Source organism: Ectobacillus ponti (assembly GCF_024294785.1).
In the GTDB taxonomy this organism is placed as follows: Bacteria; Bacillota; Bacilli; order Bacillales; family Bacillaceae_G; genus Ectobacillus; species Ectobacillus ponti.
Genome location: NZ_JANCLT010000012.1, coordinates 50517 through 75661, shown reverse-complemented (window position 1 = coordinate 75661; position 25145 = coordinate 50517). Strand labels below are relative to the sequence as shown.

At 51.9% G+C, this 25145-nt stretch carries 21 protein-coding genes and 1 pseudogene; 1 reads left to right on the top strand and 21 read right to left on the bottom strand.

Features of this window, described 5'->3' with window-relative positions; translation table 11 throughout:
* Positions 1–98 precede the first annotated feature (98 nt).
* The 14 genes and pseudogenes from NK662_RS18590 to NK662_RS18525 form a co-directional block, all read right to left on the bottom strand.
* Positions 99–695 carry a nucleotidyltransferase family protein gene (locus NK662_RS18590; protein ID WP_254760447.1) on the bottom strand — a complete coding sequence of 199 codons (597 nt, stop codon included), beginning with the start codon at positions 693–695 and terminating at the stop codon, positions 99–101.
* The gene (locus NK662_RS18585; protein ID WP_254760446.1) at positions 631–1611 is read right to left on the bottom strand and encodes an XdhC family protein; all 981 of its coding nucleotides are present in this window, start codon (positions 1609–1611) and stop codon (positions 631–633) included. The genes NK662_RS18590 and NK662_RS18585 overlap by 65 nt, the downstream gene beginning before the upstream one ends.
* Complete coding sequence (locus NK662_RS18580) at positions 1608–2069, bottom strand: (2Fe-2S)-binding protein (protein ID WP_254760445.1); 462 nt, start codon at positions 2067–2069, stop codon at positions 1608–1610. Before NK662_RS18580 ends, NK662_RS18585 begins: the two co-directional genes overlap by 4 nt.
* A complete protein-coding gene (locus tag NK662_RS18575) occupies positions 2069–2908 on the bottom strand; it encodes an FAD binding domain-containing protein (RefSeq protein ID WP_254760444.1) in 840 nt (279 codons plus the stop codon). Before NK662_RS18575 ends, NK662_RS18580 begins: the two co-directional genes overlap by 1 nt.
* Positions 2905–5247 carry a xanthine dehydrogenase family protein molybdopterin-binding subunit gene (locus tag NK662_RS18570; protein ID WP_254760443.1) on the bottom strand — a complete coding sequence of 781 codons (2343 nt, stop codon included), beginning with the start codon at positions 5245–5247 and terminating at the stop codon, positions 2905–2907. Before NK662_RS18570 ends, NK662_RS18575 begins: the two co-directional genes overlap by 4 nt.
* Before the next feature lie 317 nt (positions 5248–5564).
* On the bottom strand, positions 5565–5993 hold the full coding sequence (mgsA, locus tag NK662_RS18565) for a methylglyoxal synthase (protein WP_254760442.1): 429 nt from the start codon (positions 5991–5993) through the stop codon (positions 5565–5567).
* A gap of 68 nt (positions 5994–6061) precedes the next feature.
* The gene (tkt, locus tag NK662_RS18560; protein ID WP_254760441.1) at positions 6062–8083 is read right to left on the bottom strand and encodes a transketolase; all 2022 of its coding nucleotides are present in this window, start codon (positions 8081–8083) and stop codon (positions 6062–6064) included.
* A gap of 75 nt (positions 8084–8158) precedes the next feature.
* Positions 8159–8815, bottom strand: a complete 657-nt coding sequence (locus NK662_RS18555; protein WP_254760440.1) for an urease accessory protein UreH — start codon at positions 8813–8815, stop codon at positions 8159–8161.
* A gap of 18 nt (positions 8816–8833) precedes the next feature.
* Positions 8834–10123, bottom strand: a pseudogene (gene larC, locus NK662_RS18550) (nickel pincer cofactor biosynthesis protein LarC).
* A 46-nt stretch (positions 10124–10169) separates the two neighbouring features.
* Positions 10170–10916 (bottom strand): nickel pincer cofactor biosynthesis protein LarB, encoded by a 747-nt coding sequence (larB, locus tag NK662_RS18545; RefSeq protein WP_254760439.1) that lies wholly within the window; start codon positions 10914–10916, stop codon positions 10170–10172.
* Positions 10917–10929: 13 nt separating this feature from the next.
* Positions 10930–12402 (bottom strand): gluconokinase, encoded by a 1473-nt coding sequence (locus NK662_RS18540; protein WP_254760438.1) that lies wholly within the window; start codon positions 12400–12402, stop codon positions 10930–10932.
* A gap of 3 nt (positions 12403–12405) precedes the next feature.
* Positions 12406–13224 (bottom strand): ATP-dependent sacrificial sulfur transferase LarE, encoded by an 819-nt coding sequence (larE, locus tag NK662_RS18535; RefSeq protein WP_254760512.1) that lies wholly within the window; start codon positions 13222–13224, stop codon positions 12406–12408.
* Between the two features lie 38 nt (positions 13225–13262).
* A complete protein-coding gene (locus NK662_RS18530; protein WP_254760437.1) occupies positions 13263–14033 on the bottom strand; it encodes an SDR family oxidoreductase in 771 nt (256 codons plus the stop codon).
* Positions 14030–15322 (bottom strand): nickel pincer cofactor-dependent isomerase, group 22, encoded by a 1293-nt coding sequence (locus tag NK662_RS18525; RefSeq protein WP_254760436.1) that lies wholly within the window; start codon positions 15320–15322, stop codon positions 14030–14032. The genes NK662_RS18530 and NK662_RS18525 overlap by 4 nt, the downstream gene beginning before the upstream one ends.
* Positions 15323–15476: 154 nt before the next feature.
* Here NK662_RS18525 and NK662_RS18520 point away from each other — a divergent pair, with 154 nt between their 5' ends.
* A complete protein-coding gene (locus tag NK662_RS18520) occupies positions 15477–16628 on the top strand; it encodes an ROK family transcriptional regulator (protein ID WP_254760435.1) in 1152 nt (383 codons plus the stop codon).
* Between the two features lie 91 nt (positions 16629–16719).
* Here the strand turns inward: NK662_RS18520 and NK662_RS18515 are convergent, their stop codons facing one another.
* The 7 genes from NK662_RS18515 to uidA all read right to left on the bottom strand — a co-directional run bounded on the left by NK662_RS18515 (position 16720) and on the right by uidA (position 25142).
* Complete coding sequence (locus NK662_RS18515; protein WP_254760434.1) at positions 16720–17580, bottom strand: sugar phosphate isomerase/epimerase family protein; 861 nt, start codon at positions 17578–17580, stop codon at positions 16720–16722.
* Entirely contained in the window at positions 17550–18590 is a 1041-nt protein-coding gene (locus NK662_RS18510; RefSeq protein ID WP_254760433.1) for a Gfo/Idh/MocA family protein, read from the bottom strand. The genes NK662_RS18515 and NK662_RS18510 overlap by 31 nt, the downstream gene beginning before the upstream one ends.
* A 61-nt stretch (positions 18591–18651) precedes the next feature.
* A complete protein-coding gene (locus tag NK662_RS18505) occupies positions 18652–19809 on the bottom strand; it encodes a Gfo/Idh/MocA family protein (protein WP_254760432.1) in 1158 nt (385 codons plus the stop codon).
* Positions 19806–20699: a sugar phosphate isomerase/epimerase family protein gene (locus tag NK662_RS18500; protein WP_254760431.1), complete on the bottom strand. Its 894-nt coding sequence runs from the start codon at positions 20697–20699 to the stop codon at positions 19806–19808. The genes NK662_RS18505 and NK662_RS18500 overlap by 4 nt, the downstream gene beginning before the upstream one ends.
* 30 nt (positions 20700–20729) lie before the next feature.
* Positions 20730–21584 carry an AraC family transcriptional regulator gene (locus tag NK662_RS18495; protein ID WP_254760430.1) on the bottom strand — a complete coding sequence of 285 codons (855 nt, stop codon included), beginning with the start codon at positions 21582–21584 and terminating at the stop codon, positions 20730–20732.
* 326 nt (positions 21585–21910) lie between these two features.
* Positions 21911–23323 carry an NADP-dependent phosphogluconate dehydrogenase gene (gnd, locus tag NK662_RS18490; RefSeq protein ID WP_254760429.1) on the bottom strand — a complete coding sequence of 471 codons (1413 nt, stop codon included), beginning with the start codon at positions 23321–23323 and terminating at the stop codon, positions 21911–21913.
* Between the two features lie 16 nt (positions 23324–23339).
* Positions 23340–25142: a beta-glucuronidase gene (gene uidA, locus NK662_RS18485; RefSeq protein WP_254760428.1), complete on the bottom strand. Its 1803-nt coding sequence runs from the start codon at positions 25140–25142 to the stop codon at positions 23340–23342.
* Positions 25143–25145: the final 3 nt, after the last annotated feature.

Below are 25145 nucleotides of genomic sequence, written 5' to 3'. Positions count from 1 at the left end.
CCGCCTGAAAACGTAATTTATATAAGTGCCCTCTTACTGGTCACATTTATCTTCTTTTTCACACAATCCAAGACCGGAGATGCCGGCCGCGGACAGCTTTAAACGTTTTTTCGTATTTCTATATAATCCTCCCATGTATCCACATCATACAGCCAGTCCCTTCTTTCGCAAGCAATCAGCCGGCCGGCAATGGAAGGATGGCGCAGCACCGAACGGGCGCCTTGGTCACCCTGCAGCCCCTTCAGCAAAGGAAACAGCTGCTGCGAAAGCAGTACAGGAGGCTGCAGGATGCCGCAATGAGACACAGCCACGTAGGACCATTCAGGCTCCTGTTCATATGTCTCCAAAATCTGATTCAGCAGCGCCGCGGGAACAAACGGCTGATCCGCCAGCATGATCAGCACGCCGTCCGCCTGCAGCTGCTCTGCATACGCAATTCCGCAGGAAAGCGAGCGGGACTGCCCGAACCCGGCCTGTTTACAAGGAACGATGTGCACGCGTTCCGTCTGCACAGCAGCAGGCAGCCAAGCCCTGTCATTCGTCACAACGACAATCTGCTGCAGCCGGGACTGCAATGCGGACTGGAGCGCAGAAGCCCCAAGCGGCAGGCCCCGCAGCGGCAGCTGCAGCTTATGAATGCCCGGCCCCATTCTTTTGCTGCATCCGGCAGCCAAATACACCCCTACAATATTCATCGCGCTTCCCCCTCAATACCGCAATCATTTCGGCCACAATGCTGATGGCGATTTCCTCAGGCCCCTCTGCCCCGATCGGAAGTCCGACGGGGGCAGAGAGCCAGTCAGGGGCAAACTCCCGGAGCAAACGGGCGGTACGTTTTCTGCTTCCCAACACCCCCAAATACTGCAGGTTCTGCTCTTGAAGAAGCTCCAGCAGCTCCCGGTCCCGCTGAAAATGATGCGTCATCACCACGACAAAATCCCGTTCAGTCAGAGACAGCTCCGGCACAACCTCTTGCGGAAGCCCAACGAAGTACTGCTTCGCTTCCGGGAAACGGACCGGATTGCACCAAGCCTCCCGCCAATCGCAGACGATTACGGAAAAGCCGGCCCGGCTGGCAAACTGAACAAGCGGCACAGCATCCTCCCCTGCTCCGAAAACAACCAGCCGCGGCTTGGGGGCAATGGTCTGTGTATATATGGAAGCTCCCGGCGCAGCTGCCCCCCAGATGTGCCCGTTCTCACTGAAAAAACCTGTACACTGCTCTTCCAAGCTTTTCGTCACGCGCACCTGGTATCCCTGGTGCAGCTGTGCCACCGCGCATTGAAGCTGCTCTAGAGCTGAATGGTCCAAGCTCTCCAGTAAAATTTGCATCTTTCCGGCACATCCAACCGCCCATGAAACATCCGTGTCATCATAGGTATCATACTCGCACAGCAGCCAGTCCCCGCTCCCCAGCTCGTTTGCCCGGCAAGCAAGATCTTCTTCGATGCACCCGGCACTCAGCATACCCTGCCTCGTGCCGTCCTCCCAAAACACCATTACAGCGCCCGATTTGCGGTAAGAGGATCCTTCTGTTCCAACGAGCGTGGCCATCACACAAGGTTCATCGCGGGCTACGGCCGCCTCCCATATATCCTGCACAGTGTTCATTCCGCCCCACCCTGCTTGCGCAGCACCGATTTCACTGCCTCTTCAATTTCCTGATAGCTTGTGCAGCGGCAAATGTTGGACTGCAGCCAATTCTCAATCACCCTGTCATCCGCATCCGGATGCAGGCTCACCAGGGCATGGCAATTCGTAATGAAGCCAGGCGTACAGTATCCACATTGAAAGGCCCATTTCTCGATGAAGGCCTGCTGGATCGGCACTCCCTGCAAGCCTTCCGCCGTCGTGATTTCCCGTCCGGCAGCTTCAACGGACAACATAATACAGGATTTAAATGGCATTCCATCTATTAATACCGTGCAAGCACCGCAGTCTCCGTTTTCGCAGCCGCGTTTGGCGCCTGTCAGCCCCAGCTGGTTGCGCAGCGTGTCCAGAAGCGTATCAGCCATTCGGATAACCGCTCCTTGGGTGCGCCCATTTACATGAAGATATACCTGTTCCATCAGGTTCTCACCTCCTCCAGCTCAGTTACCGCATCATAAAGCATGTTCCGCAGCACAAACAGGCGGTATTCCTCGGAGCCGCGAAGATCATTGCGGACCCGCCCCGGAATATAACGCAGCGCCTGCTCAATCCGCTGCTCAAGCGGCAGCCGTACATCACTCAGTTCTCGTTCCATTTCTATGGAACGAAACGGAAAGAGACAAAGGCCGCTGCAGGCGATCCGGATGAATCCCTTCCACTTTAAGGCGGTCAGCGTAATCAATGGATAGTCAATTTTCTCAAGCTTGCGCCTTTTCACACTGTAAAATGGCGCCCTTGTATAGACACCATCTGTCAGCACCTGCACCAGAAATTCTCCGGGCTGCAGACGCAGCAGCTCCTGAAAAGCCTCATGAGCGGGTGCATAGCGGATTCCGCCCGGTCCGGCGATGACAAAGGTACTGTCAGCAAGCAAACACGGCAGCACCGCTTCCCGGTACGGAATATGCCCCGCAATATTTCCTCCCAGTGTGATTTTGTTGCAGGATGTGCGGTCTGCCACTCTTGAAACTGTCTGAGCCAGAAGTGGAAACAGATTTGCCTCTGAGATCTGCGTTAAGCTTAAGGCAGCACCCAGAACGAGTGTATCCCCTTGCCACCCCATGACCTTGCATTCTGGAATCTGTTTGATGTCAATCACAGCTCCGGGAGCCGTCAGATTCAATCTGCCGCCGGTGATGATTTCCGTCCCGCCGCTGTAGTACATCGGCCCCTTCTGTTCCTTCTGCAGCTGCTGAAACAATTGTGCGGCCTCGCCAATTGTATTTGGGCGGTAATACTCAAAATCCCTTGGAATCAAAGCAGACGCCCCCTCTCCTGCCCTCTCGTCCGCCAAATCAGTTCGGGTGTAAGAGGCAGATGATGCAGGGAAACACCCGCTGCCACAGATAAGCTGTTTCCCAGAGCAGCCGGCATACCAAGAATGCCATGCTCGCCCAGCGCCCGGGATTTAAAAGCTGTCCCGTCATGTGGAATTTCCAAAAACTCTACGATGTACTCCGGGTGCTCCCCATAATGCAGCACCTTGTAGGACCGGAACTGCGTATTCAAAATCCGGCCCTTCTCATCATATTGATGGCCTTCTCGGGAAGCAAAGCTTAATCCCATGCTCATCGCGCCCATCACCTGGCCCAGTGCGCCCTTATAACTCAATATCTTCCCGGCATCCACCACGCTGACAGCCCGCACAATTTCATAGGTGCAGTCCCGGGTATCAAACTCCACTTCAACTCCTTGGGCAATGATTCCCCATTCCGGTCCATGCATGCCGGCTCCGGTTGCCGGGTCCGCTTCTGTAATCCCCTCCATCATATAAGAGCCCCGTCCGATGATCTGAGGAGAGACAGCTGTTCCATCTTCCTTAACAAATCCCTGTACAATATCAGAAAACTTCACACCCATTTCCGTCCGGTTCCTTTGATACACCCTTTTCCCCGCGACTTCGAGCTCTTCCGCTGGAACTCCCAACAGGGCGGCTGCAGCCTCCTTCATTTGAACAACAGCATCCGCAGCCGCCCTGACAACCGCATTTCCAACCAAATAAGTCGTCCGGCTTGCGGCCGTTTTCCAATGCTTCGGCGCTGTTTTTGTATCCACCTCCATCTCAATATCCACGTCATCCGGATTCATCCCGAGCACCTCAGCCGCCATCTGGGTCAGCACTGTTTTTGTGCCTTGGCCGATTTCAACTGCACCGCAGTTGATGCTGACATTGCCCTCATCTGTAAATGTCAGCACAGCACCCGCTCCGGCGTCCCTTGGTGTTGTAGAATTCTTCCAGGCGAAGGCGATGCCCTTGGCGCGTACCTTTCTCTCTGAGATTTGCTGATACTGTCCCTCATTCCATTTCATTAATTCTTTTAACTGAATGAGACATTGAACCGGCTCTCCTGTGTTGCTCCTTGTCGCTACAACCTGTGTGGGTGTTGTATCTCCCGGGGCAATGGCGTTTTGCAGCCGAAACTCGAGCGGATCCACCCCCAATTTTTTTGCCAAAATATCCATCGTCCGTTCGACCACGAAAGTATATTCCGAATGGCCAAAGCCACGAAACGCGGTGGCGTACGGGTGATTTGTATACAGACACAGGGAATCACACCATACATGCTCAATGGCATACGGCCCTGTACAATCCAAGCCGGCTGCTTTGCTGACTACAACCGCCCGCTCCGCATAGGCGCCCCCGTCAAATAAATATAAGAGTTCTGCCGCCTTCAGCTTCCCTTCCCTCGTGCAGCCAAGACGCACCTTCGCCTGCAGCCCGATGTGGGTTGGCGATGTGGCCGAGTCTTCTTCCCGGCTGTTGCGCAGCTTTACTCTTCGTCCGCCGACAGCCTTCGAGGCAATATAAGCAAGAATTTCCAGTTGCACATGTGTCTTGCCACCGTATGCTCCGCCCACCAGCGGCACGTGCACATTAATTTTGGATTCATCCAAGCCAAAGTCCATGCTGAGCTGCTCGCGAATTTCAAAGGGCGCCTGTGAACTGGAGGCTATCCATACCTCTCCACTCGGCTTAATCTCCGCTTCGGCACATCTTGTCTCCATCGCTGCATGAAGCGATTGCGGAAAAGAGAAATATTCCTCCACAATGACATCACTCTCAGCGAACCCCTGCTGGATGCTGCCCTTTCGAACCTTCGTCCGGTTAGAAATGTTCGTTCCCGGCTCGGGCTTTGCTTCCTCTCTTACCTTGTACTCTCCCAGCCGTTCATGAACGAGGATGCTGTCCGGCTGATAGGCCTGCAGCGGTGTGTGCACGACGGGGAGTTCCCGATAAACGGTCCGCACAGAGAACGCCCCTCTTCTGGCCGCCGCCTCTGTATCCGCAATCACCATTGCCACTGGCTCACCAAAATACCGGACCTTCTCGAAAGCAAGCGGCGGCCGGTCCACAATGCTGGATCCCACCAGCATCGGCATATCCCGCCCTGTTACAATCGCCTGCACACCCGGTATTTGCTTTGCTTCTGCGATATCCATTCCCTCTATGTACGCATGTGCATACGGGCTTGTCACAAATACTGCATGCAGTGTTCCTATTTCCTCTTGGTCATCTATATACTCAGCCCTGCCCGTAACCTTGTCCCAGCTTTCCTTTCGCGGAACACTTTTGCCGACTGCTTGATACTCAGGCATCCCACTCTCTCCTCCTTGCTTTGCTACCAATATATGGACAATCCTGCCTGTTTAGCACAGAGAGTCCTTGCCAAACAGCTTATAAGTACCTTTTACTTTCTCTTTGCTGTTTTGTTACTTACCTTCTTTTACAGTAAATGAAATTCAAAATACGTATTTAGGTTATACTCATTACCAAAAAGAATCTGGGCAAAACATGCTGCAGCCGGATTCTTTCTGCCAACAGGATGGCCAGTCATCATATCAGCCCTTTTGATTTAACATGTCTGCAGCGAAAAAATAAGACCCGGGACAGTGCCGCGGGTCTTGCGTTGCAGTTATTGGGCTCCCGGTGTTTCCTTCTGCTGCCGTTCATGAATGATGGTGCGCCAGTTCAAATCTCCCCTTTGCAGCCCGTGCACCAAAATTTCCGCCGTTCCCATATTTGTTGCCAACGGGATATTGTACACATCACAGAGCCGAATAAGAGCAGAAATATCAGGCTCATGCGGCTGCGCCGTAAGAGGATCCCGGAAAAAGATGACCATGTCCATTTTATTTTTGGCAATTAAGGCACCTATTTCCTGATCTCCGCCAAGCGGGCCGGATTGAAAGCGATGAACGCTCAGACCTGTGTTCTCTATAATCAGGCCGCCTGTTGTCCCTGTCGCATACAGCTCATGCTTTGCGAAAATGGGTTTATAGGCCGCTACAAAATGAACCATATCCTTCTTCTTTTTGTCGTGTGCAATCAGTGCAATTTTCATCCTCTGCTCCCCCTTAATTTAAAAAAGGAGATTCTCCGCACAGAAAATCTCCTTCTCTTATTTTTGCATTATTTATGCAAAGAAGCAACCAGCTCTTTGAAGCGCTGCACTACATTCTCCACTGTAAACCCATACTCCTTCAGCAGTCTGCCGGCCGGGGCGGATGCGCCAAAGCGGTCTACCGTAATCATGCTGCCCTGATCCCCAACATACTCTCTCCAGCCAAGAGAGCAGCCCATTTCAATTGCCAAGCGAGCCGGTATGTTCTTTGGCAGGATACTTTCCTTATAAGAAGACGGCTGCTTCTCAAAGCGGTCCCAGCTCGGCATGCTGACCACAGCAACAAAAACGCCTTCCTGTTCAAGCTGCTGCTGCGCCGCCATGGCCAAGGAAACCTCCGAGCCGGTTGCCAATAGAATGCCTGCTGCTTCCCCGGATGCCGGTGACACTACATATGCGCCCTTGCTCACTCCTTCGTAAACCGCGCTATCCTCCAACGGCAAAGTCGGAAGATCTTGGCGCGTCAGTACAAGCGCTGTTGGTGTGTCTTCACTCTCAATGGCCAAGCGCCATGCCGCAACCGTTTCCTTTGCATCTGCCGGACGAACCACAGAAACCCCAGGCATTGCCCGCAAGGCGGCCAACTGCTCAACCGGCTCATGCGTCGGGCCGTCTTCTCCCACCGCAATGCTGTCGTGTGTAAATACGTATATCACAGGAAGCTTCATCAATGCAGCAAGGCGAATGGCCGGGCGCAGATAATCCGAGAACACAAAGAAGGTTGCACCAAATACCTTGACTCCGCCATGGAGAGCCATACCATTCATGGCAGCCCCCATCGCAAATTCCCGTACGCCAAACCAAATGTTGCGGGCCGCATAGCTGTCCATCCCATAATTCTTCTCAAAAGTGAGCGTTGTCTTATTGGAGCCGGCCAAATCAGCAGATCCGCCAAGCAGCTGCGGAATTTCCTTGGCAGCCGCATTCAGCGTTTTTCCTGAAGAAGCGCGTGTTGCCATGGATCCTCCTGCCGGGAAAATGGGCAACTGCTGCTCCCAGCCCTCCGGCAAGACGCCGGCAACTGCAGCCTGAAACTGTGCTGCCAGCTCAGGGTAGGCAAGCTTGTACGCTTGCAGCTGCTTGTTCCACTCCTCTTCCTTTTGCTTGCCGAGCACTGTGTATGCCTGCACATGCTCATACACCTGCTCCGAAACAAAGAATGGCTCTGCCTCCCCCAAGCCATACGCTTCCTTTGTCAGACGCGCTTCTTCTGCGCCAAGCGGCGAACCATGCGAGTCGGATGTACCTGCTTTGTTTGGAGAGCCATAGCCGATTATAGTTTTTACTTCAATTAAGGTTGGGCGGCTCACATCAGCCTTTGCGTCCTGCAACGCCTGCTGAATTGCTGCTGTGTCGTTGCCGTCCTCCACACGGATAACCTGCCAGCCGTAAGCCCGGAAGCGCTGTTCCACACTTTCCGAGAATGATAGATGCAGGTCTCCGTCGAGAGAAATGTCATTGGAATCATATAGAACAATCAGCCGGCCAAGCTTTAAATGTCCCGCAAGCGAAGCTGCTTCGGCAGATACGCCCTCCATTAAATCTCCATCCCCGCAAATACTGTAGGTATAGTGATTGACAATTTCATAGTTCTCCCGGTTGTACACCTCAGCCAAATGCCGTTCTGCCATTGCCATGCCGACTGCCATTGCAACCCCTTGTCCAAGCGGCCCCGTTGTTGCTTCTACTCCCGGCGTATGCCCAAATTCCGGATGTCCGGGCGTCCGGCTGCCCCACTGCCGAAATTCCCGCAAATCCTGCAGCGTCATATCATAGCCAAACACATGCAGCAGGCTGTACAGCAGCATGGAACCATGGCCGGCAGACAGCACAAAGCGGTCCCGGTTAAACCATTGCGGATTCGCCGGGTTATGATTCATTTCCTTTGCCCAAAGCGCATATGCCATCGGTGCTGCCCCCATAGGCATGCCCGGATGGCCGGAATTCGCCTTTTCAATTCCATCAATGGATAATGTGCGAATGGTATGGATGGCTAACTGATCAAGTTCTGTTTTTTCTGTCACTAGCATACTACAACACTCCTTTTCATTGAATTGTATATGTACAGGATCTCCGCCATGAAAAAGCGGGAATCCAACTCTTTCTTATTGCAGCCACATTCGAAACAGATGCTCCGAAACTCCCAAATTGTACATATAGTACATCCCAAACACAAGACTGACTGCACCTGTACACCGCAGCAGGAAGCGATTCGCCAACATATTCTTCTTGCCGCTGTAGACAAATGGGATGCCAATGACTGTCGTAAACCCAAGCATACCCAGAATGGTGCCAATCCCAAACACAAGGATATATACAGCGCCTTCCCACACTGTGTTGACCATGGACATCGTCAGCACAGTCATGGCAGCGCTGCCCGCTAATCCATGAACAAAGCCAATCATGGTTACCTTCAGAAACGAACGCTTGGCTGCATCAGATGCGGCCTGATGTGAATAATCCTTTTGCAGGGAAAGCAGCCCTCTTGCGCCCAAGCATACAAGCATAATTCCAACAAGAAATTCAAGCGACATTGCCCATTTTTCCGACAGTTGCCCTTTTGTTAAAACAAGCAGCATCCCGACAAGCAGCAAGGTAGCGGTATGGCCAATGCCCCAAAACACTCCCGTCAGTGTGGAGCGTGACAGCTTCCTGCTGCCGCTGACCGCCGTCGCAACTGCCACGACATGATCCGGTTCAATGGAGTGCTTCATGCCCAGTAAAAATCCTAAGGCCAAAATGGAAATATACCCAGTAATCAAGATGAACCCTCCTTTCCTCTATTCAACATGCTTCCATACATATTCGTAGATTTTTTTCAAAGGAACCTGGTGAAGCTTGGCAAGCTGCCGGCATTCTTCAAACTCCGGTGCCCGTTGCACAACTTGTCCTCCCAGCAAGCCCTCCTTTACTGCAACTGCTCCCCATGGTGTTTCCACCTTGCGAAAGCGGCGCTCCAACCGATGAACTGTAAGCGGAGAATAACGGATTCCCAGAGTGGTAGTTTCCCGGAATACGATTTCCTCTATATCCCTCAGCCTGTTCAGCGGGCAAAGAATTTGCAGCAGGGTACCCGGCCGGTTCTTCTTCATGTAGATGGGAATGTAGAATACATCATTTGCCCCGGCCTCCAGCAGCAATTCCATCACATGTCCAAGCCACTCACCGGAAATGTCATCCAAATTCACCTCCAGCTTCATCATTTGGTCGTCAACATGCTCCCCATCAGGCGGCCGCTCCGCATGCATTACCCTTCTCCTCCTTTACTCTCCAATCATGACTCGCAGCACATTCGGACGGTCTGCAAACGTTTTTGTACCCGCTCCGTATCCGATTGCTTCCACCCTCATGGACGGAATGCTGCCAAACTTCTCAGCCAAAACAGCAGCAATGGCTGCTCCAGTCGGAGTGGTCAGTTCAAACCGCACATCTGATTGCGCAAGCAGCACGCCGCGCAGCATTTCCAATGTTGCTGGTGCCGGCACAGGATAGATGCCATGGTCAATGTGAACCCGTCCCGTTCCGACAGGCACTGGAGCTGACTGAATCGCTTCAATCCCCAACTGATGGATAAGGATTGCTGTACCGACAATATCAATAATTGAATCGACCGCACCCACCTCATGAAAATGCACCTTCTCCAGCGGCACTCCATGAATCTTCCCCTCAGCCTCGCCAATTTTCTTAAAAATGCGCAAAGCCATATCAGCAACGGGTTCGGCAAATCCCGCCTTTTGAATCATTGCTGTAATATCCTTGTATGTTCGGTGATGATGCCTGTGGTGATGGTCATGGCCATGATTGTGTCCGTGGTCATGATGGTGATCGTGTCCATGATGATGTTCATGCTCATGATGGTGACTATGCCCGTGATGATGTTCGTGATGGTGGTCATGACTACGGTAATGTGTGTGATCTGACAGCAGGACGTCAAATTTCGTGCTTGTAATGCCATTTTTGACTACCTTGTTCCATTGCAGCTCGTACTCCTCTTCTATTTGCAGCTTCTTCAGTTCCTCCACAAGTACCTGCGGATCTGCTCCAGCATCAAGGAGCGCACCAATTACCATGTCGCCGCTCATGCCGGAGAAGCAATCAAAGTATAGGGTCTTCATGCTATCTTACTCCTTTTTGTACAAGCTGATAAATGAGTGCGGCATTGTAGCCGCCGCCAAAGCCGTTATCAATATTGACGACGCTGATGCCCGAAGCGCAGGAATTCAGCATGGTCAGCAAGGCCGACAGGCCATGAAAACTGGCGCCATATCCAATGCTGGTCGGTACAGCAATCACAGGGACAGAAACAAGACCGCCCACCACACTTGGCAAAGCCCCCTCCATGCCAGCCACTGTAACCACAACAGACGCCTTTTGGATTTCCTCAAGATGACTGAGCAGCCGGTGGATGCCGGCCACCCCCACATCGTAAATACGCCTAACGGGACAGCCAAGCACCTCTGCGGTAATGGCCGCTTCCTCTGCAACCGGAAGGTCTGAGGTTCCTGCACACAGCACTGCAACATAGCTGTCCTCCTGCTGCTCCACCGCTTCCTTCCAATACAGCATACGCGCTGTTTCCTCGTATATAAAATCCGGATAGACGGATTGCACCAGCTCGGCTTTTTCCTTGGAAACTCTTGTAACCAGTACGGTTTCCCCCTTCTCCCGCAGCGCTTTGCTGATGGAGAGAATGTGCTCTGCCGTCTTTCCTTCCCCGAAGATAATTTCCGGAAAGCCCTGGCGCTTCCGTCGATGATGGTCAACCTTGGCAAAGCCGAGATTCTCGAAGGTTGCCAGGCGCTCCTTTGCCTCTGCCACACTTAAGCTGCCTTGCTGCACCTGTTGTAAAATGTCCTCCAGCATATGACTCCCCCACTTAAAAATGCTTTGTGATATCCCGTACGAGCTGCTCGTATTGCTGATAGATTTCCTGATACCGTGCGCTGTTTTCTTCATCTGGATAAAACCTGTTGCCTGCCGGAATATTTTTCTTGATGTCCCCCAAGGTCTCCACGCGTTCGATTGCCAGCAAAGCCATCCAGGCTGCCCCCCAGGCCGCGCTGTGATGACTTTCCGACACCTGTACCTCAGCATCAAAAATATCTGCCAGCATTTGCAGCCAAAGCGGAGAACGTGCCAATCCGCCATTTACATATAAGCATTTCGGTGCTCCGGCCAACCGCTCCAAAGCCTTCCCAATTTGATACAGGTTAAAGGTAATGCCCTCCAGAACAGCGCGAATGAAGTGCTCCTTCCGATGCGCCAGCGTCACCCCGTAAAAGTTTCCCTTCGCCCGCTGATTCCAAAGCGGCGCCCGCTCCCCATTCACATAAGGGAGAAAGAGAATTCCTTCCGCTCCCGGCGGCACATGCTCTGCCTTTTGCAAAAATGCCGGAAAGCTGCTCTCACTGTCAAGCAGATCCTTTGCCCATTGCAAAGCGATACCGCCATTATTCGTTGCACCGCCGATAATGGAAGTGTCCGCTGTGAAAGCGTAGCAAAAGGTCTCGTGCTTTTCATTTACCACCGTACCGTGTGTCACCTGGCGGATGGCACCGCTCGTTCCTGCCGATACCGCCACTTCTCCCGGCAAAATCGCACCGATCCCAAGGTTGGCAAGCTGCCCGTCGGCTGCCCCTATTACAAAAGGCAGATCTTGCGGAATTCCCATTTCTGCTGCCACGTCTGCACGAATTGCAGGCAGGATCGTTGTCGGCGGAACAATCCGGGAGAGCTGCTCCTCCTTCACTCCGGCAAGCTCCAGCAGCTCCGCTTCCCAGTTGAGCGTGCTTGGATTGAATAGGCCTGTAGCAGATGCCATCGAGTAGTCGATGAATTGCTCGCCAAACCAGCGATATATCATATATTCCTTAATGGACATGAAATAAGCTGCCTGCTGGTACGGCTCGTATCCTGTCTCCTTCATCCATAACAGCTTGAGAAATGGTGTCATGGGATGAATGGGTGTTCCCGTTTTTGCATACAAGCTGTAGCCGTCGCCTGCCAGCAGGCGCTCTGCCTGCTCATGGCTTCGGCCGTCCGCCCAAATCAATGCCGGCGACAGTGGATTCAGCTCACTATCCATGCAGACTAAAGAATGCATGGCTGCTGAAAATCCTACGGCAAGCAGCTGTGACACTTGCACGCCAGCCTTCTCTATCACTTCTTTCAGAGCCTGCACGGCCGACTGCTCAATCTCCTGCGGATTCTGCTCCGCCCATCCCGGCTGCGGGTAGAAAAAAGTATTCATGTTTTCCGCTTCCGCCAGGACATGCCCCCGCAAATCGAACAAGCATGCCTTTACGCTTGTTGTGCCAATATCAAGTCCTATGACAAATTCCTTCGACATCCTTCATCTTCCTTTACTGTATTGAGCCAGCGCCTTGTTCATGCTGCCGCTCTTATATCCAAGCAAGTCTAGGGTCACATACTGATAGCCGTAGCTTTGCAGCTTTTCCACGAGACTGTCGTGATGCTGCAGAATGGCTGCCATATCTCCCGGTTCCACTTCAATCCTGGCCATTTCTCCATGTGTCCGAACGCGCACCTGGCGGATTTGCAGCGACTTGATATACGCTTCTGCCCGTTCCACCTTCGTGAGCTTCTCCTGTGTAATCACTTCTCCGTACGCAATTCTGGAGGAGAGGCAGGCAAAGGACGGCTTATCCCACGTTGGCAAGCCAAATTTCTTCGACAGCTCCCGAATCTCTGCCTTAAACAGGTTTGCCTCCTGCAACGGGCCGCGAATACCGCGCTCCTTGGCTGCACGCATGCCGGGACGATATTCATTCATATCATCAGCAATGACACCGTAAATGATATTCTGGAAGCCCTGATCCTCTAAAATGGGAAGTAAATGATCAAACAAGCTGCTTTTACAGAAATAACAGCGATTTTGATTATTCTCTGTGTAGCCCGGAATGGCAAGCTCAGAGGTTTCAATGACCTGATGTGCAACCCCAATTTGTTCAGCCAGTGCAACGGCCTCCTCCAGCTCGCTTGTCGGATATGTCTCAGAATCTGCCGTGACGGCCAGAACACGTTCGGGGCCAAGTGCTTCCACAGCTGCCCGCAGCAAAAAGGTGCTGTCCACTCCTCCGGAAAACGCGACGACCACAGATTCCATTTCCTGCAGAATTGTGATCAGCGTATTATATTTTTCTGCCAGCATTTGCAACTCCCTCTCTTCCTTCGCTGCTTCTCTTTTTCTTAAATTGTCATGCTGCCAAAGCCGCCATCCACGCGGATAAGCGTTCCCGTCACGAAGCCCGAAGCCTTCCCGGAAGCCAGCCACACCGCTGCTCCCTGCAGTTCATCCGGCTCGCCAAAGCGCTGCATCGGCGTATGATTCATAATGGATGCCACCCGTTCCGGACTCAGAATCTTCCGATTTTGCTCGGCCGGGAAAAACCCCGGAATAATCGCATTCACACGAATGCCGTATGGAGCAAGCTCACGCGCCAAAAACTGGGTTGCACTGTTTAAGCCTGCCTTGGAGACAGAATAGGTGAACACCTTGGAAAGCGGCGTCGTGGAGGAAACAGATGAGATGTTGATAATGCTTCCTCCTCTTCCTTGCTCAATCATTCTCTTTGCAAAAATCTGGCATGTTTGTACAATTCCCTTTAGGTTGACATCCATGATGTCATCCCATTCCTCCATCTCCAGTTCAAAGAATGGAGTTGCACTATTTTTCCCGGGAGCATTCAGCAAAACGTCACAGCCGCCGGACCATGCATCAATCTCGTCTGCCACCCGCACCAGATCGGCTCTTGTGCTGACGTCCGCCTGAAACGCCTTGGCAATGCCGCCATTCTCTTCAATTTCTGCTGCAACCTGCTGCGCCTTCTCCAAATTCCGCCCGACAATGGCAACCTTTGCCCCATGTGCCGCCAGGCCCTTTGCCATAGAAGAACCCAGTACGCTGTTTCCGCCGATGGCCACTGCTGTTTTCCCTGTTAAATCGAATAATTGCGTCATATTCTATCCCCCTTGTTTGTTTCAAACAAATTTCCTTCTTCATTGAACGGCAAATCATATACATCAGAAACTTGTTCCATCGACGGATGAGCTGCAATCTCTCCAAGCAGTGCTTCCGATACCTCAATCTCGCTGATTTCCAGCGTATTTTTAATTCTTACGAGTTTCACAGCATGGAAGTCCAATATATTGCAAGTCTTAATGGCGGCCTGAATGGCTTCCCGGTCATTCGGAAGTGTCGTGGCAATCTTCGTTGGCGCGACAACCGTGGAGGTCAGCCCATTTGCATACGTTGTCTCCAAATCCATACGCTCCACCAAGCGCTTAGTGGTAAAGTCGGCTGTTCCGACCCCGTTGGCATTCCCTTCTGTTTGCGGTGTCAAGCCGAGAACGACCATTTTATTTACCTCAGGGCCGCCGTGCGCGTAAGGCGTCGGGTAACGTCCCGTAATATTCGGATCCATGCCATCACCACTGATGTTTTTGCCGATTTCATCAATGACAAGCACATCAAGCTGCTTGAAATACAGCTTCGGCAGCAGGCTCTTCGCCATGACTTGCAGCTCGGGCTCACGTGCAATCATTTCCTCCTGATTCAGTACATCCACAAATGCAACCTTGTCAAAGGCGTTTTCAATTGTGGCAACACCAAACAGGACAGGCAGCTTTTCCATAATCATGCGGGCCATCGCCGGCACATTCTCGGCCATATACTTAAAGCCCAATTGATGACAAGCTTCCGCCCCCTTCTGCTTCCCAAGTCCAATGCTGATCATCTTCATGAGACCGCTCTCAACAGGCCCACGAAAAGCAGTATGCGGCTTAATCCGGTTGACGACGATGATTCCGTCCGCGGCTGCCGCATGCTGGTCGACATATACCGGCAGGCCGTTTGGCAATGTTCCTAGTTGGACAACTTCCATGGAGGAGCGAATTTCACAGCCGACGCTTTCCTCTGTCACGCCCAAATGCTCCAGCACAGCACGTTGCCCCTCTGCAGTTGCACCGCCATGGCTGCCCATGCTCGGTACGATGAATGGACGCGCCCCAGCAGCCTGCAGGAACTGGACGATTGTTCTCGTCAGCTCCACCAAGCGGTCCAGGCCGCGGCTGCCGACTGCAACTGCAATCTTCATGCCCGGCTTGACAATGCCCCGAATATGCTCCTGCTGCAGCTTATCCAGCAATGCTTCTCCAACATGCTCTATTTTTGTATCGTCAAATGTAACCTTCACCCTTGCCATTTTGGGAACAGGGATATCTCTTAGTAAATCCTGCAGAATACCCATCATCATCTTCCCTTTCTTTTTTAAAATATGTACGAGAAAGCTAGACTTTCAATTAATTTGTTTACCAAACAAATTAATTAATTGTATAATATCATCATGAGCATGCTCCGTCAATAGCTTTACTGTGCTTCGGAGCCCATAAGGAGGATGTTTTATGATTACAGGAGATGCAGCCTATATCAAGAGGATGAATCGAGCTTCCATTATTAGCAAAATCATTGAGTATGGCTCAATTTCAAGAGCGGAGTTGGCCAAGGTTACCGGCTTAAACAAAGCAACCATATCGGTACAGGCAGCGGATCTGCTGGAGGAAGGGATTTTAATTGAGACACAGCCGGTGCACGGCGGCTTGGGAAGAAGACCGATCATGCTGTCCATCCATCGAAAAGCGGGCTATGTGCTTGGCGTTGACCTTGATGAAAACACGGCAACCTTTGCCCTGGCTGATTTAACTGCTTCCCTACTTGAAGTCCGCAGCGTTCAACTGAAGAACGCCAGCTACCCTTCTGTGCTGCAGTCCCTGATTGATGATGTGAAAGCCTATCAAGCAAAATGCGATTCTTCCCAATACGGACTTGTTGCTGTTGTCATCGGCATTCATGGAACCGTCAGCAAGGATGAAACCGTGCGCTTTGTTCCGAAATACCAGTGGCGGAATAAGCCCCTGAAGCTGGATGTAGAGGCGGCCGTCGGCATCCCCGTTTATATTGAAAACAATGCCAACCTATGCGCTCTGGCGGAAATGGTGTACTGCGACCCGCAAAGCCAAAACTTGCTTTCCGTCAGTCTGTACTCCGGCATCGGGCTTGGCATGATGATTGATGGGAAGCTGCTGCGCGGCCATCACGGCTACGCCGGGGAAATCGGCCATATGATTGTTGTGCCTGATGGACGGCCGTGCAGCTGCGGCAATCTTGGCTGCTGGGAGCAGTACGCCTCGGAACACAGCTTCATCAAACAACTGCAAAGCCTAAAACCGGACGTTTCACCTGTCCGAATACAGGAATGGCTCAGAACAAAGGAAGCGGGCACCCATCAGCACATGCAAGAGCTTCTCCGGTTTCTATCCATCGGATTAAATAATCTGATTAACGTCTACAATCCTGAGGTCATTGTCATTAACAGCGAACTGCTGGGCTTCTATGCCGGGGCGATTCCTGAAATTCAGGCGAATTTGTCCTCCACCATCAGCCATTACCAGGAGCTTCGCCTATCGACTCTTGGCCGGGAAGCCTGTATGAAAGGCGCCTGTGCATTTGCGATTCAACGCTTTCTTGGTATTGCAGAATTGAATTTATCAGCATAGCGTTCTAGGGATGTCGGGCTTGAAGGGTTTGCTGACAAAAGCCGGGGAAAAGACAAAAGCCAATCACCGCACAGGTAATTGGCTCTTCTTCTTAAAACCACTCAGCATATCCCAGCTTGCGCAAATTCTCAGCAGACGTCCGCAAGCAATCAAACGGATCACGTCCATACACGGCGTCCTGCTCTACTAAAAAGTATTGTGCGCCGCTGGCAAGACCTGCCTCAATAATTGCCTTCATGTCCAGATTGCCTTCCCCAATTTCTGCAAATTCAATGGTGTTCGTGAAGCGTTGCATAAACTTCTGCATATCCTGGAAGTCCACATCACTCAGGTCCATTCTCCCAATTCGGTAGTCCTTCAAATGCAGCAGCGAAATCCGGCCCGCATACTGCCTAATGAACGCCACCGGATTCACACCCGCTCGTTGAATCCAATGCACATCCAGCTCAAAGCCGAGCTTGGACGTATGGTTCTTCATCATATCCAGCAGGTATTCCCCGTCATATTTTTGGAACTCCAGGTGATGCGTATGGTAGTACAGCTCAATTCCATGCCAGGCCAGCCGCTCCGCCATTGCTTCCGCCTTTGCGATAAATTCCATGATTTGCCCATGATCCCCCATGATGTGCAGCGGCATCATCCCGATGCGCAGGAAGCGGCAGCCCAGCACCTTGCAATCGCTTACGATTTTGTCGAAATCCTTCACCAGCGTTTCGCCGGGTGCCCCTGGCAGCATGGGCTCCAAGGCGGCAGAGAGAGCAGCAATTTCTACCCCAAAATCGGCACTTGCTCTCTTCAGCTCTGCCACATTCTCCACAGTCATTGGAATTTGCGATACCTCCACGGCGCGATAGCCAAGCTCCCGCACCATTTTCAGTGTTTCATATACACCAATTTCCTCCACCTTGCCCTTTAGCATCATCATCTGTACGCCAAGTTTCCCCTGCTCCATGCATATTCCCCTCCCAGTCTTATTTCCTGTTGCAGCTCTGCTGATTTGTGGATCATATCAATGATTTGCAGGGACGGCAGCGCATCCCGGGCATGAACATAGTCATGTGAATGCCTATCTATACATGCATAAAAGCGATGAATAAGTTTGGCATGGCTTGCGCCGTAATAAAATTTCGTCCCCGGCAGCTTGCGGTCCTCCGCCAGAATTTCCTGCTCCCCATTTTCATGACAGACAAACAGCATGCTGTCCCGGATCACAAGGCGCTTCTGCTCGAGTGTCACCTGCAGCTCCACGCTGGAATTTTCGGTGTTCGCAACCGTTGCAAAAAACAGGCCGGCTGCACCATCCGAGAATGTCATGCGGGCCGTCGCAGTATCCTCCACCTCAATCCCATAGTCCAGCAGCTGGTCCACATTGCCCCTTATAGAATGAATTTCACCGCCAAGCAGCTGCATGATATCCAGCGTATGCAGCGCCTGGTTAATCATCACGCCGCCGCCAGCGTACTTCAGCTGTCCGCGCCAAGGCTTCTGTTCATAATAGTCCTTTGGCCGATACCAGGCGACCAGCCCTTTTATCCCGAGAAGGCGGCCGTATCGGCCGCTGCGGACGATTTCCAGCAATCTTTCAAAGGATTCATTATAGCGGTTTTGCAGGCACACGCAAATTTTCACATGCGGATATGCTTCCTCCAGCTTCACCAGCTCCAAGCCCTCCTCCACGTTCAGCGCCAACGGCTTTTCCTGCATAACATGAATGCCCTTTTCCACACATGCCCTCGTGGCGTGGTAATGGAGGTGATGGGGCAGGCAAATATGGACACAATCCAGGGCCTCCCTTTCCAGCATCACATGATAGTCCGTGTAAAAGCTGACGCCAGGCACGGTGCCGCGCAAGGATTCATCATGATCACATACAGCGACCAATTCGGCTTGCCCGCTTGCCTGTATTGCCGACAGATGAACATTTGAAACATCTCCCAATCCAATGACAGCGACCCTCAGCATGTGTTCATCTCCTTTTGGCTGAACGCACGGAGTCTTCCCCCATGCGTTCAGCCGGGTTTCCTTACTGGGCCACGAGCGCCTTTTCTTCTGCAATCTTTTTGTTCAGCTCCGCCACATACAGCTCTTCATCAATTGGAAGCTCGACTTCCTGTTCCAGCCAGCTTGACAGATGAATTGCGTTTGCCAGGGCGACGCCATGGATGCCGTCACTTCCTGCAGCAATTAACGGTGTGCCATCCACAATGTTGGCTGCGAAGTTTTCCAGCACAGCGATATGCTGCTCGCCCCAAACACTGGCAAACTCCAAAACTTCCTCGCTGTAAATCTCCTCTGGCATTTGGCCCATGAACAGCTTCATCGCATCGGCCCAGCTCATGTTGGCATTCATTTCAGATTCCGACTTGTTAAGGCGCTTGATGATCAGCTTCTTACTGTCCTCAACTACAATCTTCCCTTTGTCGCCTAAAATTTCAAAGCGGTCAGTGCCGATGACATCGTGTGTTGCCGTAATAAATACACCCGTTGCCCCATTACCGTAATCCAACAGTGCCGTAACTTCATCCTCTACCGCAATATCCCGCTGATAGCCGTACTTCACGTTTGCATATACCTTCTTTGGCATACCGCAAATCCATTGGAGCAGGTCAATTTGGTGCGGTGCCTGGTTCACCAGCACGCCGCCGCCTTCGCCGCCCCACGTTGCTCTCCAGGCGCTTTGACCGTAGTAGGCCTGCGGGCGCCACCAGGTGGTGATCATCCAGTTGGTACGGCGGATGCTGCCAATTTCACCATCATCAATAATCTCCTTCAGCTTCTGATACAGCGGGTTCGTCCTTTGATTAAAGAAAATAGCGAAGGTCAGCTCCGGCTTTGTTGCCGCAAAGTCGTTCAGCTCTTTAACTTGCTTCGTGTATACACCGGCAGGCTTTTCCACCAGTGCATGAATATCACGTTTAAATGCTTCAATTGCCATATGCGGGTGCAGGTAGTGCGGCACTGTTGTAACAACTGCATCCACATTGCCGCTTTCCAGCATGTCAATGTAATTGTCGTAAAAAGGCACATCAGGATACGTTTGCGCACATAATTCCTTCTTCGCTGGATCGATATCACAAATGGCTCCAAGAACCATATTCTTCACTTTTCCTGTCGCAATAAAGCCGGCATACGTTCCGCCTTGTGCACCCAATCCGATAATTCCCAGTCTCACTTGCTTCATATACATGTCGCCCCGCTTTCAATTTGCTGTAAAATGTTCACTAATGCTTCATACTGCAACCTGTAGCCTTGCGCGCCATTCAGCCCTTTGTTGTCCTTGATGATGTCGGCCGGATCCTCCAGCTCTAAATCCTTTAAGGAATCAAAGAGAACAAGGTGCGGCTCCAGTGTCAAAAATCCTTCATAGCCGCTTGCAATGAATTGTGCCAGCACCTCGGGAATTTTCCCCTCCCCGGTACCGCATACCACATTTTGGCTGTCAGTCGTTACCGCGTCTTTAATATGGATGTACACAATCTCATCCCGCAGCAGATTGTAGCAGTCCTGCGTATCCTCACCGCATTGTACAAAGTTGGCAAAATCAAAGATTCCTTTCAAATATGGTGATGCAACCTGCTTTAAGATCTCATAGCAGCGTCTGGAGATGTCGCCGTACGTATCCTTCTCATTCTCGTGCAGCAAAATCATGTTATATTGAGCAGCAATGCCGGCGAACTCCCGCAGCTTACTGATGACAGCATCCCTGTAGTCGTCTGGGTTCTTGCCCCTTGGGATATAGAAGCTGAACATCCGAATGTATTTACAGTCTAATAGATTGCCAATCCGGCAGAGGCGGTCCAGTACAAGCTTTTGCTTTACAAAGCCTTCTTCGTCGTCAATAAAAACCTTGCCGATTGGCGATCCGATAGAGGAAACACCTATTCCCGCCTGCTGAAGCCGCGGCAGTATGCTTTCCTGAATCTCCGCCACTGTGTAGTCCCCAATATTCCTTCCGTCAATGCCGCGCAAGGAGATATACTGCATCCCCAAGCCCGACACCCCCTCCAACTGTGCATCAAAGTCAGATGAAATTTCATCTGAAAAGCCTGAAATCATAAGCTTCCCATTCATGTGTAACTGCCTCCATTCCCCTGCAGCGGTCTATATGGTTTTGTGTTTCCGATAATTTGCAGGAGTGACGCCTGTCTTCTCCTTAAAATAGCGGCTGAAATGTGAAACGCTTTCAAAACCGGCCGCGTGGGACACCTCTGCCACCGTTTGCACCGGTTCCATTTCCAATAAATACTTTGCTTGGTTCAGCCGGCAGCCCATGACATATTCCATCACGGTAAAGCCTGTTACCTCTTTAAAAACATGCGAGGCATAGTACTTGCTCAAATTCAATTCATGCGCAAGCCGGTCGAGGCTGATCTTCTCGGCATAGTGAGCATCAATCCAGGCGGCAATGCTCTCGGCATAATGCTCCTTTTCTGTCTTGCTCTGCTTTACCTCGGCCAGCTGCTTCTGGCTCATATCATAAATTTTTAACAGCAGCTGTACGAGCTCCAGCTTCAGCTCCGCCTCAATGTGCTCTCCATGTTTTCCCGCCTGCCGTTCACTGCGTATGAGCATGGCCGTAATACGTTCCATCTGCTCATCCACCAGCCGGCCGCCCTCATCACAGCCTGTCCGCAGCAAGCAGTTGTTCAGCTTTTGAAACGGATCCAGGATATGGCTGATGCCGAGCACCGCGAGAAGCTCACGCAGCCACGTTGGGGAAAAATGAATGACACTTCGTGTGTACAGGCTGTCCGGCCGCGGATTGGGCTTGTGCAGCGTACGCCCATCCATGATAAAAATATCGCCAGGCTGCAAATCATAGATGCGGTTGTTGATCAGATACTTGCACTCGCCGCTATGAAAAAAGTAAATCTCATATTCATGGTGTGAGTGAAACTGGAAGGCTTGTGCTGCCGCTCCTTGCATCCGATAGCCTGCTATCAGCCATTTCTGCATGCTCTTCCCTCCCGACTGATCATGCTTTTATTGTAAGAAATGATGGGCCGAAGCACATTCTCTGAGGCTGCTGACAATACGAAGCTTTTTGACTCAGATTGCTTTTTCAGCCGCTTTCCCAGTCAATAAGAGAGACAGCCGCCATGCTGACAGCTGTCTCTCTTAGAGTTTCTTAGTGTTTGGAGCCGCCGGTTACGCTTTCCTTCTGTCCAGCTGCGGCAGCCAGCCGTCTGCCAGGGAGAACCCTGAGCACAAAAAGGCAAAAAGCACCTTTTCGGGTCAGGAACCCTCCTTCTGATGGCTAAGCGGGCTGCCTCCGCTTTTCTTTATTCCATCCAGTTTGTATGGAATACACCTTCTCTATCTGTACGTTGGTACGTATGCGCGCCAAAGTAATCACGTTGTGCCTGCAGCAGGTTGGCAGGCAGTGTTTCCGTACGGTAGCTGTCATAATAAGAAATTGCACTTGCAAAGGCAGGCACCGCAATGCCGCGTTCAATGGCAATGCCTAGAACCCTGCGCAGCGCACCTTGATAGCTTTCTACGATTCCCTGGAAATATGGATCCAACAGCAGATTGGCCAGTTCCGGATTCCGATCATACGCTTCCTTAATTTTTTGCAGGAACTGCGCGCGGATGATGCAGCCGCCGCGGAAAATCATCGCAATGTCGCCGTAGCGGAGGTCCCAGCTGTACTCCTCGGAAGCAGCGCGCATTTGCGCAAAGCCCTGTGCGTAAGAGCAGATTTTACTCATATACAGCGCTTTGCGCACTGCTTCCACGAGCTCATCCCGGTCACCCGCAAATGGTTCTGCAGCCGGTCCGCCAAGCAGCTTGCTTGCCTGTATGCGCTCATCCTTCATGGCAGACAGGAAACGGGCAAACACGGACTCGGTAATGAGCGGCAGCGGCACGCCAAGATCCAGGGAGTTTTGGCTGGTCCATTTGCCAGTTCCCTTTTGGCCGGCTGTGTCCAAAATGACATCCACCAGCGGCTTGCCTGTTTCTCCATCCATCTTTGTAAAAATGTCGGCTGTAATTTCAATGAGATAGCTGTCCAGCTCACCCTTATTCCACTCAGCAAATACACGATGCAGCTCGTCTGCCTCCAGACCAAGCACGTTTTTCAGGATAAAGTACGCTTCACAAATGAGCTGCATGTCACCGTACTCGATGCCATTGTGCACCATTTTCACATAGTGGCCGGCACCGTTTGGCCCGATGTATGTGCAGCACGGATCACCTTCCACCTTTGCGGAAATCGCTATGAAAACCGGCTCCACGAGTTCGTACGCCTCGCGTTTGCCGCCCGGCATCATCGCAGGGCCCTTCAGCGCGCCTTCCTCACCGCCTGATACGCCTGTGCCGATAAAATGAAAGCCGGCTGTTTCCAGTTCCTTGTTCCGGCGGATCGTATCCTGGAAGAAGGTGTTGCCGCCATCAATAAGGATGTCGCCCTCCTCCAGGTAAGGCTTTAAAGCCTCAATAGTTGCATCTGTAGCTGTACCTGCTTTTACCATCAATAAAATTTTACGAGGCTTCTCCAGTGCAGCGACAAACTCCTCCACAGTAGCGGCGCCGACAAAGTTCTTGCCTTCCGCCTCATTCTTTAGAAATTCTTCCGTTTTCTCATAGGAACGGTTGTACACAGCAACAGAATAGCCACGGCTTTCCATATTCAAAGCCAGGTTCTTTCCCATGACTGCCAAACCAACCACGCCGATTTGTTGTTTTGCCATTATGCTTCTTCCCCTCTTAGCCTTTATAGTTGAAATCAGGAATGGCTGTCCAGCGTCGGCGCAGCTCATGTGCCGCCGCTTTCGGCTTGCGGTCCCGTGTGAATACACCTTTCTTGTTGCCCTGTACGCGCATAATGCCTTGACTTGTCGCAAAGTCAGCAAAGTTCCACACGTGCTCGCCGACAAAGGAAGGGAATTCGTCAAAGGCTGTATGGTTAGCCCGCAGGAACTCCACTTGATATTCTTCAGTGAACATGACCGGATCCACATCATGAAGGCCGGCCACTGTGTCGGCACCATATTCCGTCATCATCATCGGCTTGCCCGGGCAGCGCTCCACCCAGCCCGCCAGTTCATGGCGCAGATTGGCTGTAGCAGCTGCCAAATCGCCGCTGTCCACATACCAGCCGTAGTAGCGGTTCATAGCCAGCACATCAACAAGCTCCGCCACTTCATCACGCTGCGGTGTTGCTCCCAAATGTGTAACAATCGTAACCGGCCGCTTTTGCGGGTCACATTCCTTTGTCAGCTCAACAAGCGGTTTGAAATATTCGTACGCACCCTTTTCCTCAGTGGCAGGCTCATTGGCTACACACCACATCACCACACATGGGTGGTTCTTGTCACGGGCCACGAGCTGCTGCAGCACATCCCTATGGTGCTCGAAGGTGCCGACCTGTGACCAGGTGGTTTTCTCAGCCACAGCACCGCCCAGCACACTTGCCATAAAGTTCGTGTGAATGCCAACTGCCGGCACCTCGTCGATAACAACCAGGCCTTCGCGGTCAGCCAGACGCATCAGTTCTTCAGAATACGGGTAATGAGAGGTGCGGAAAGAGTTGGCCCCTGTCCACTTCAGCAGCTTGAAGTCCATGACGTTCGCTGCCTCATTAAAGCCGCGGCCATGGATTGCTGTATCCTCATGCTTGCCAAAGCCTTTGAAATAAAACGGCTTGTTGTTGATCAGGAACCGGCCATCCTTTACCTCCACCGTTCTCACACCGAATGGCTGCTCGTACACATCCACCACATCGCCTGCTTCCAGCAGTTCCACGCGCAGGTTGTACAGATATGCATGCAATGGCTCCCACAAACGAACATCCGCAATAGCGAGCGTGCCGGCAGCTCCTTCTCCGGCTGCAACCGTCTGTCCCGCTTCATCTGTTACACTCACTTTCACTTCAGCGCCGCCGACTGCGTCCACCGCATAATGGACTTTGCCAAGCTTGCCTTCAAAGCCGGTCACAATCGTCACATCCTGCACATGTGTTTGTGGTGTTGTATATAGCTTGACCGGGCGCTGAAGACCGGCATAGTTGAAGAAGTCAAAGTTTGGTTCATTGCGGCGCACAGTACCGATGCCTGGAATCTCCTTTTCCTTATAAAAGCCGACTGGCAGCGTTGTCAAATCCAATACGTTGTTGACAGCGACCGTCAAGCGGTTCTTGCCTGCAGTCAGCAGCGTGTTGACTTCCGCTTCAAATGGCAGGAAGCCGCCCTTATTGGTCACAACCAGCTCCCCGTTCACATACACTTTTGCTTCATGGGAGGCCGAACCAAAGCGCAGGACGATGCGCTGTGACGCCAGTACAGCCGGAACCGTGAATTCACGCTCATACCATACCCAGCCTACGTGGTTGCGAATTTCCGAAGTAACACCAACATCATTAAAGGAAGCCGGCACAGCCATCGGGATTGTATCGCTCAGTTCTTTTTCCTGCCAGTTCTCCTGAAAGCCGGCACCGTGGTCCAGCTTAAATTTCCAAATGCCATTTAAGTCTACAATGCTTCTTGTTTCCGTTACGATTGGATATAACAACGT

Coding starts and splice junctions, on each gene's coding strand:
- NK662_RS18590 (WP_254760447.1), bottom strand. CDS start 695: ATGAATATTGTAGGGGTGTATTTGGCTGCCGGATGCAGCAAAAGAATG.
- NK662_RS18585 (WP_254760446.1), bottom strand. CDS start 1,611: ATGAACACTGTGCAGGATATATGGGAGGCGGCCGTAGCCCGCGATGAA.
- NK662_RS18580 (WP_254760445.1), bottom strand. CDS start 2,069: ATGGAACAGGTATATCTTCATGTAAATGGGCGCACCCAAGGAGCGGTT.
- NK662_RS18570 (WP_254760443.1), bottom strand. CDS start 5,247: ATGCCTGAGTATCAAGCAGTCGGCAAAAGTGTTCCGCGAAAGGAAAGC.
- mgsA (WP_254760442.1), bottom strand. CDS start 5,993: ATGAAAATTGCACTGATTGCACACGACAAAAAGAAGAAGGATATGGTT.
- tkt (WP_254760441.1), bottom strand. CDS start 8,083: ATGCTAGTGACAGAAAAAACAGAACTTGATCAGTTAGCCATCCATACC.
- larB (WP_254760439.1), bottom strand. CDS start 10,916: ATGCTGGAGGACATTTTACAACAGGTGCAGCAAGGCAGCTTAAGTGTG.
- NK662_RS18540 (WP_254760438.1), bottom strand. CDS start 12,402: ATGTCGAAGGAATTTGTCATAGGACTTGATATTGGCACAACAAGCGTA.
- larE (WP_254760512.1), bottom strand. CDS start 13,224: ATGCTGGCAGAAAAATATAATACGCTGATCACAATTCTGCAGGAAATG.
- NK662_RS18530 (WP_254760437.1), bottom strand. CDS start 14,033: ATGACGCAATTATTCGATTTAACAGGGAAAACAGCAGTGGCCATCGGC.
- NK662_RS18525 (WP_254760436.1), bottom strand. CDS start 15,322: ATGGGTATTCTGCAGGATTTACTAAGAGATATCCCTGTTCCCAAAATG.
- NK662_RS18520 (WP_254760435.1), top strand. CDS start 15,477: ATGATTACAGGAGATGCAGCCTATATCAAGAGGATGAATCGAGCTTCC.
- NK662_RS18515 (WP_254760434.1), bottom strand. CDS start 17,580: ATGGAGCAGGGGAAACTTGGCGTACAGATGATGATGCTAAAGGGCAAG.
- NK662_RS18510 (WP_254760433.1), bottom strand. CDS start 18,590: ATGCTGAGGGTCGCTGTCATTGGATTGGGAGATGTTTCAAATGTTCAT.
- NK662_RS18505 (WP_254760432.1), bottom strand. CDS start 19,809: ATGAAGCAAGTGAGACTGGGAATTATCGGATTGGGTGCACAAGGCGGA.
- NK662_RS18500 (WP_254760431.1), bottom strand. CDS start 20,699: ATGAATGGGAAGCTTATGATTTCAGGCTTTTCAGATGAAATTTCATCT.
- NK662_RS18495 (WP_254760430.1), bottom strand. CDS start 21,584: ATGCAGAAATGGCTGATAGCAGGCTATCGGATGCAAGGAGCGGCAGCA.
- gnd (WP_254760429.1), bottom strand. CDS start 23,323: ATGGCAAAACAACAAATCGGCGTGGTTGGTTTGGCAGTCATGGGAAAG.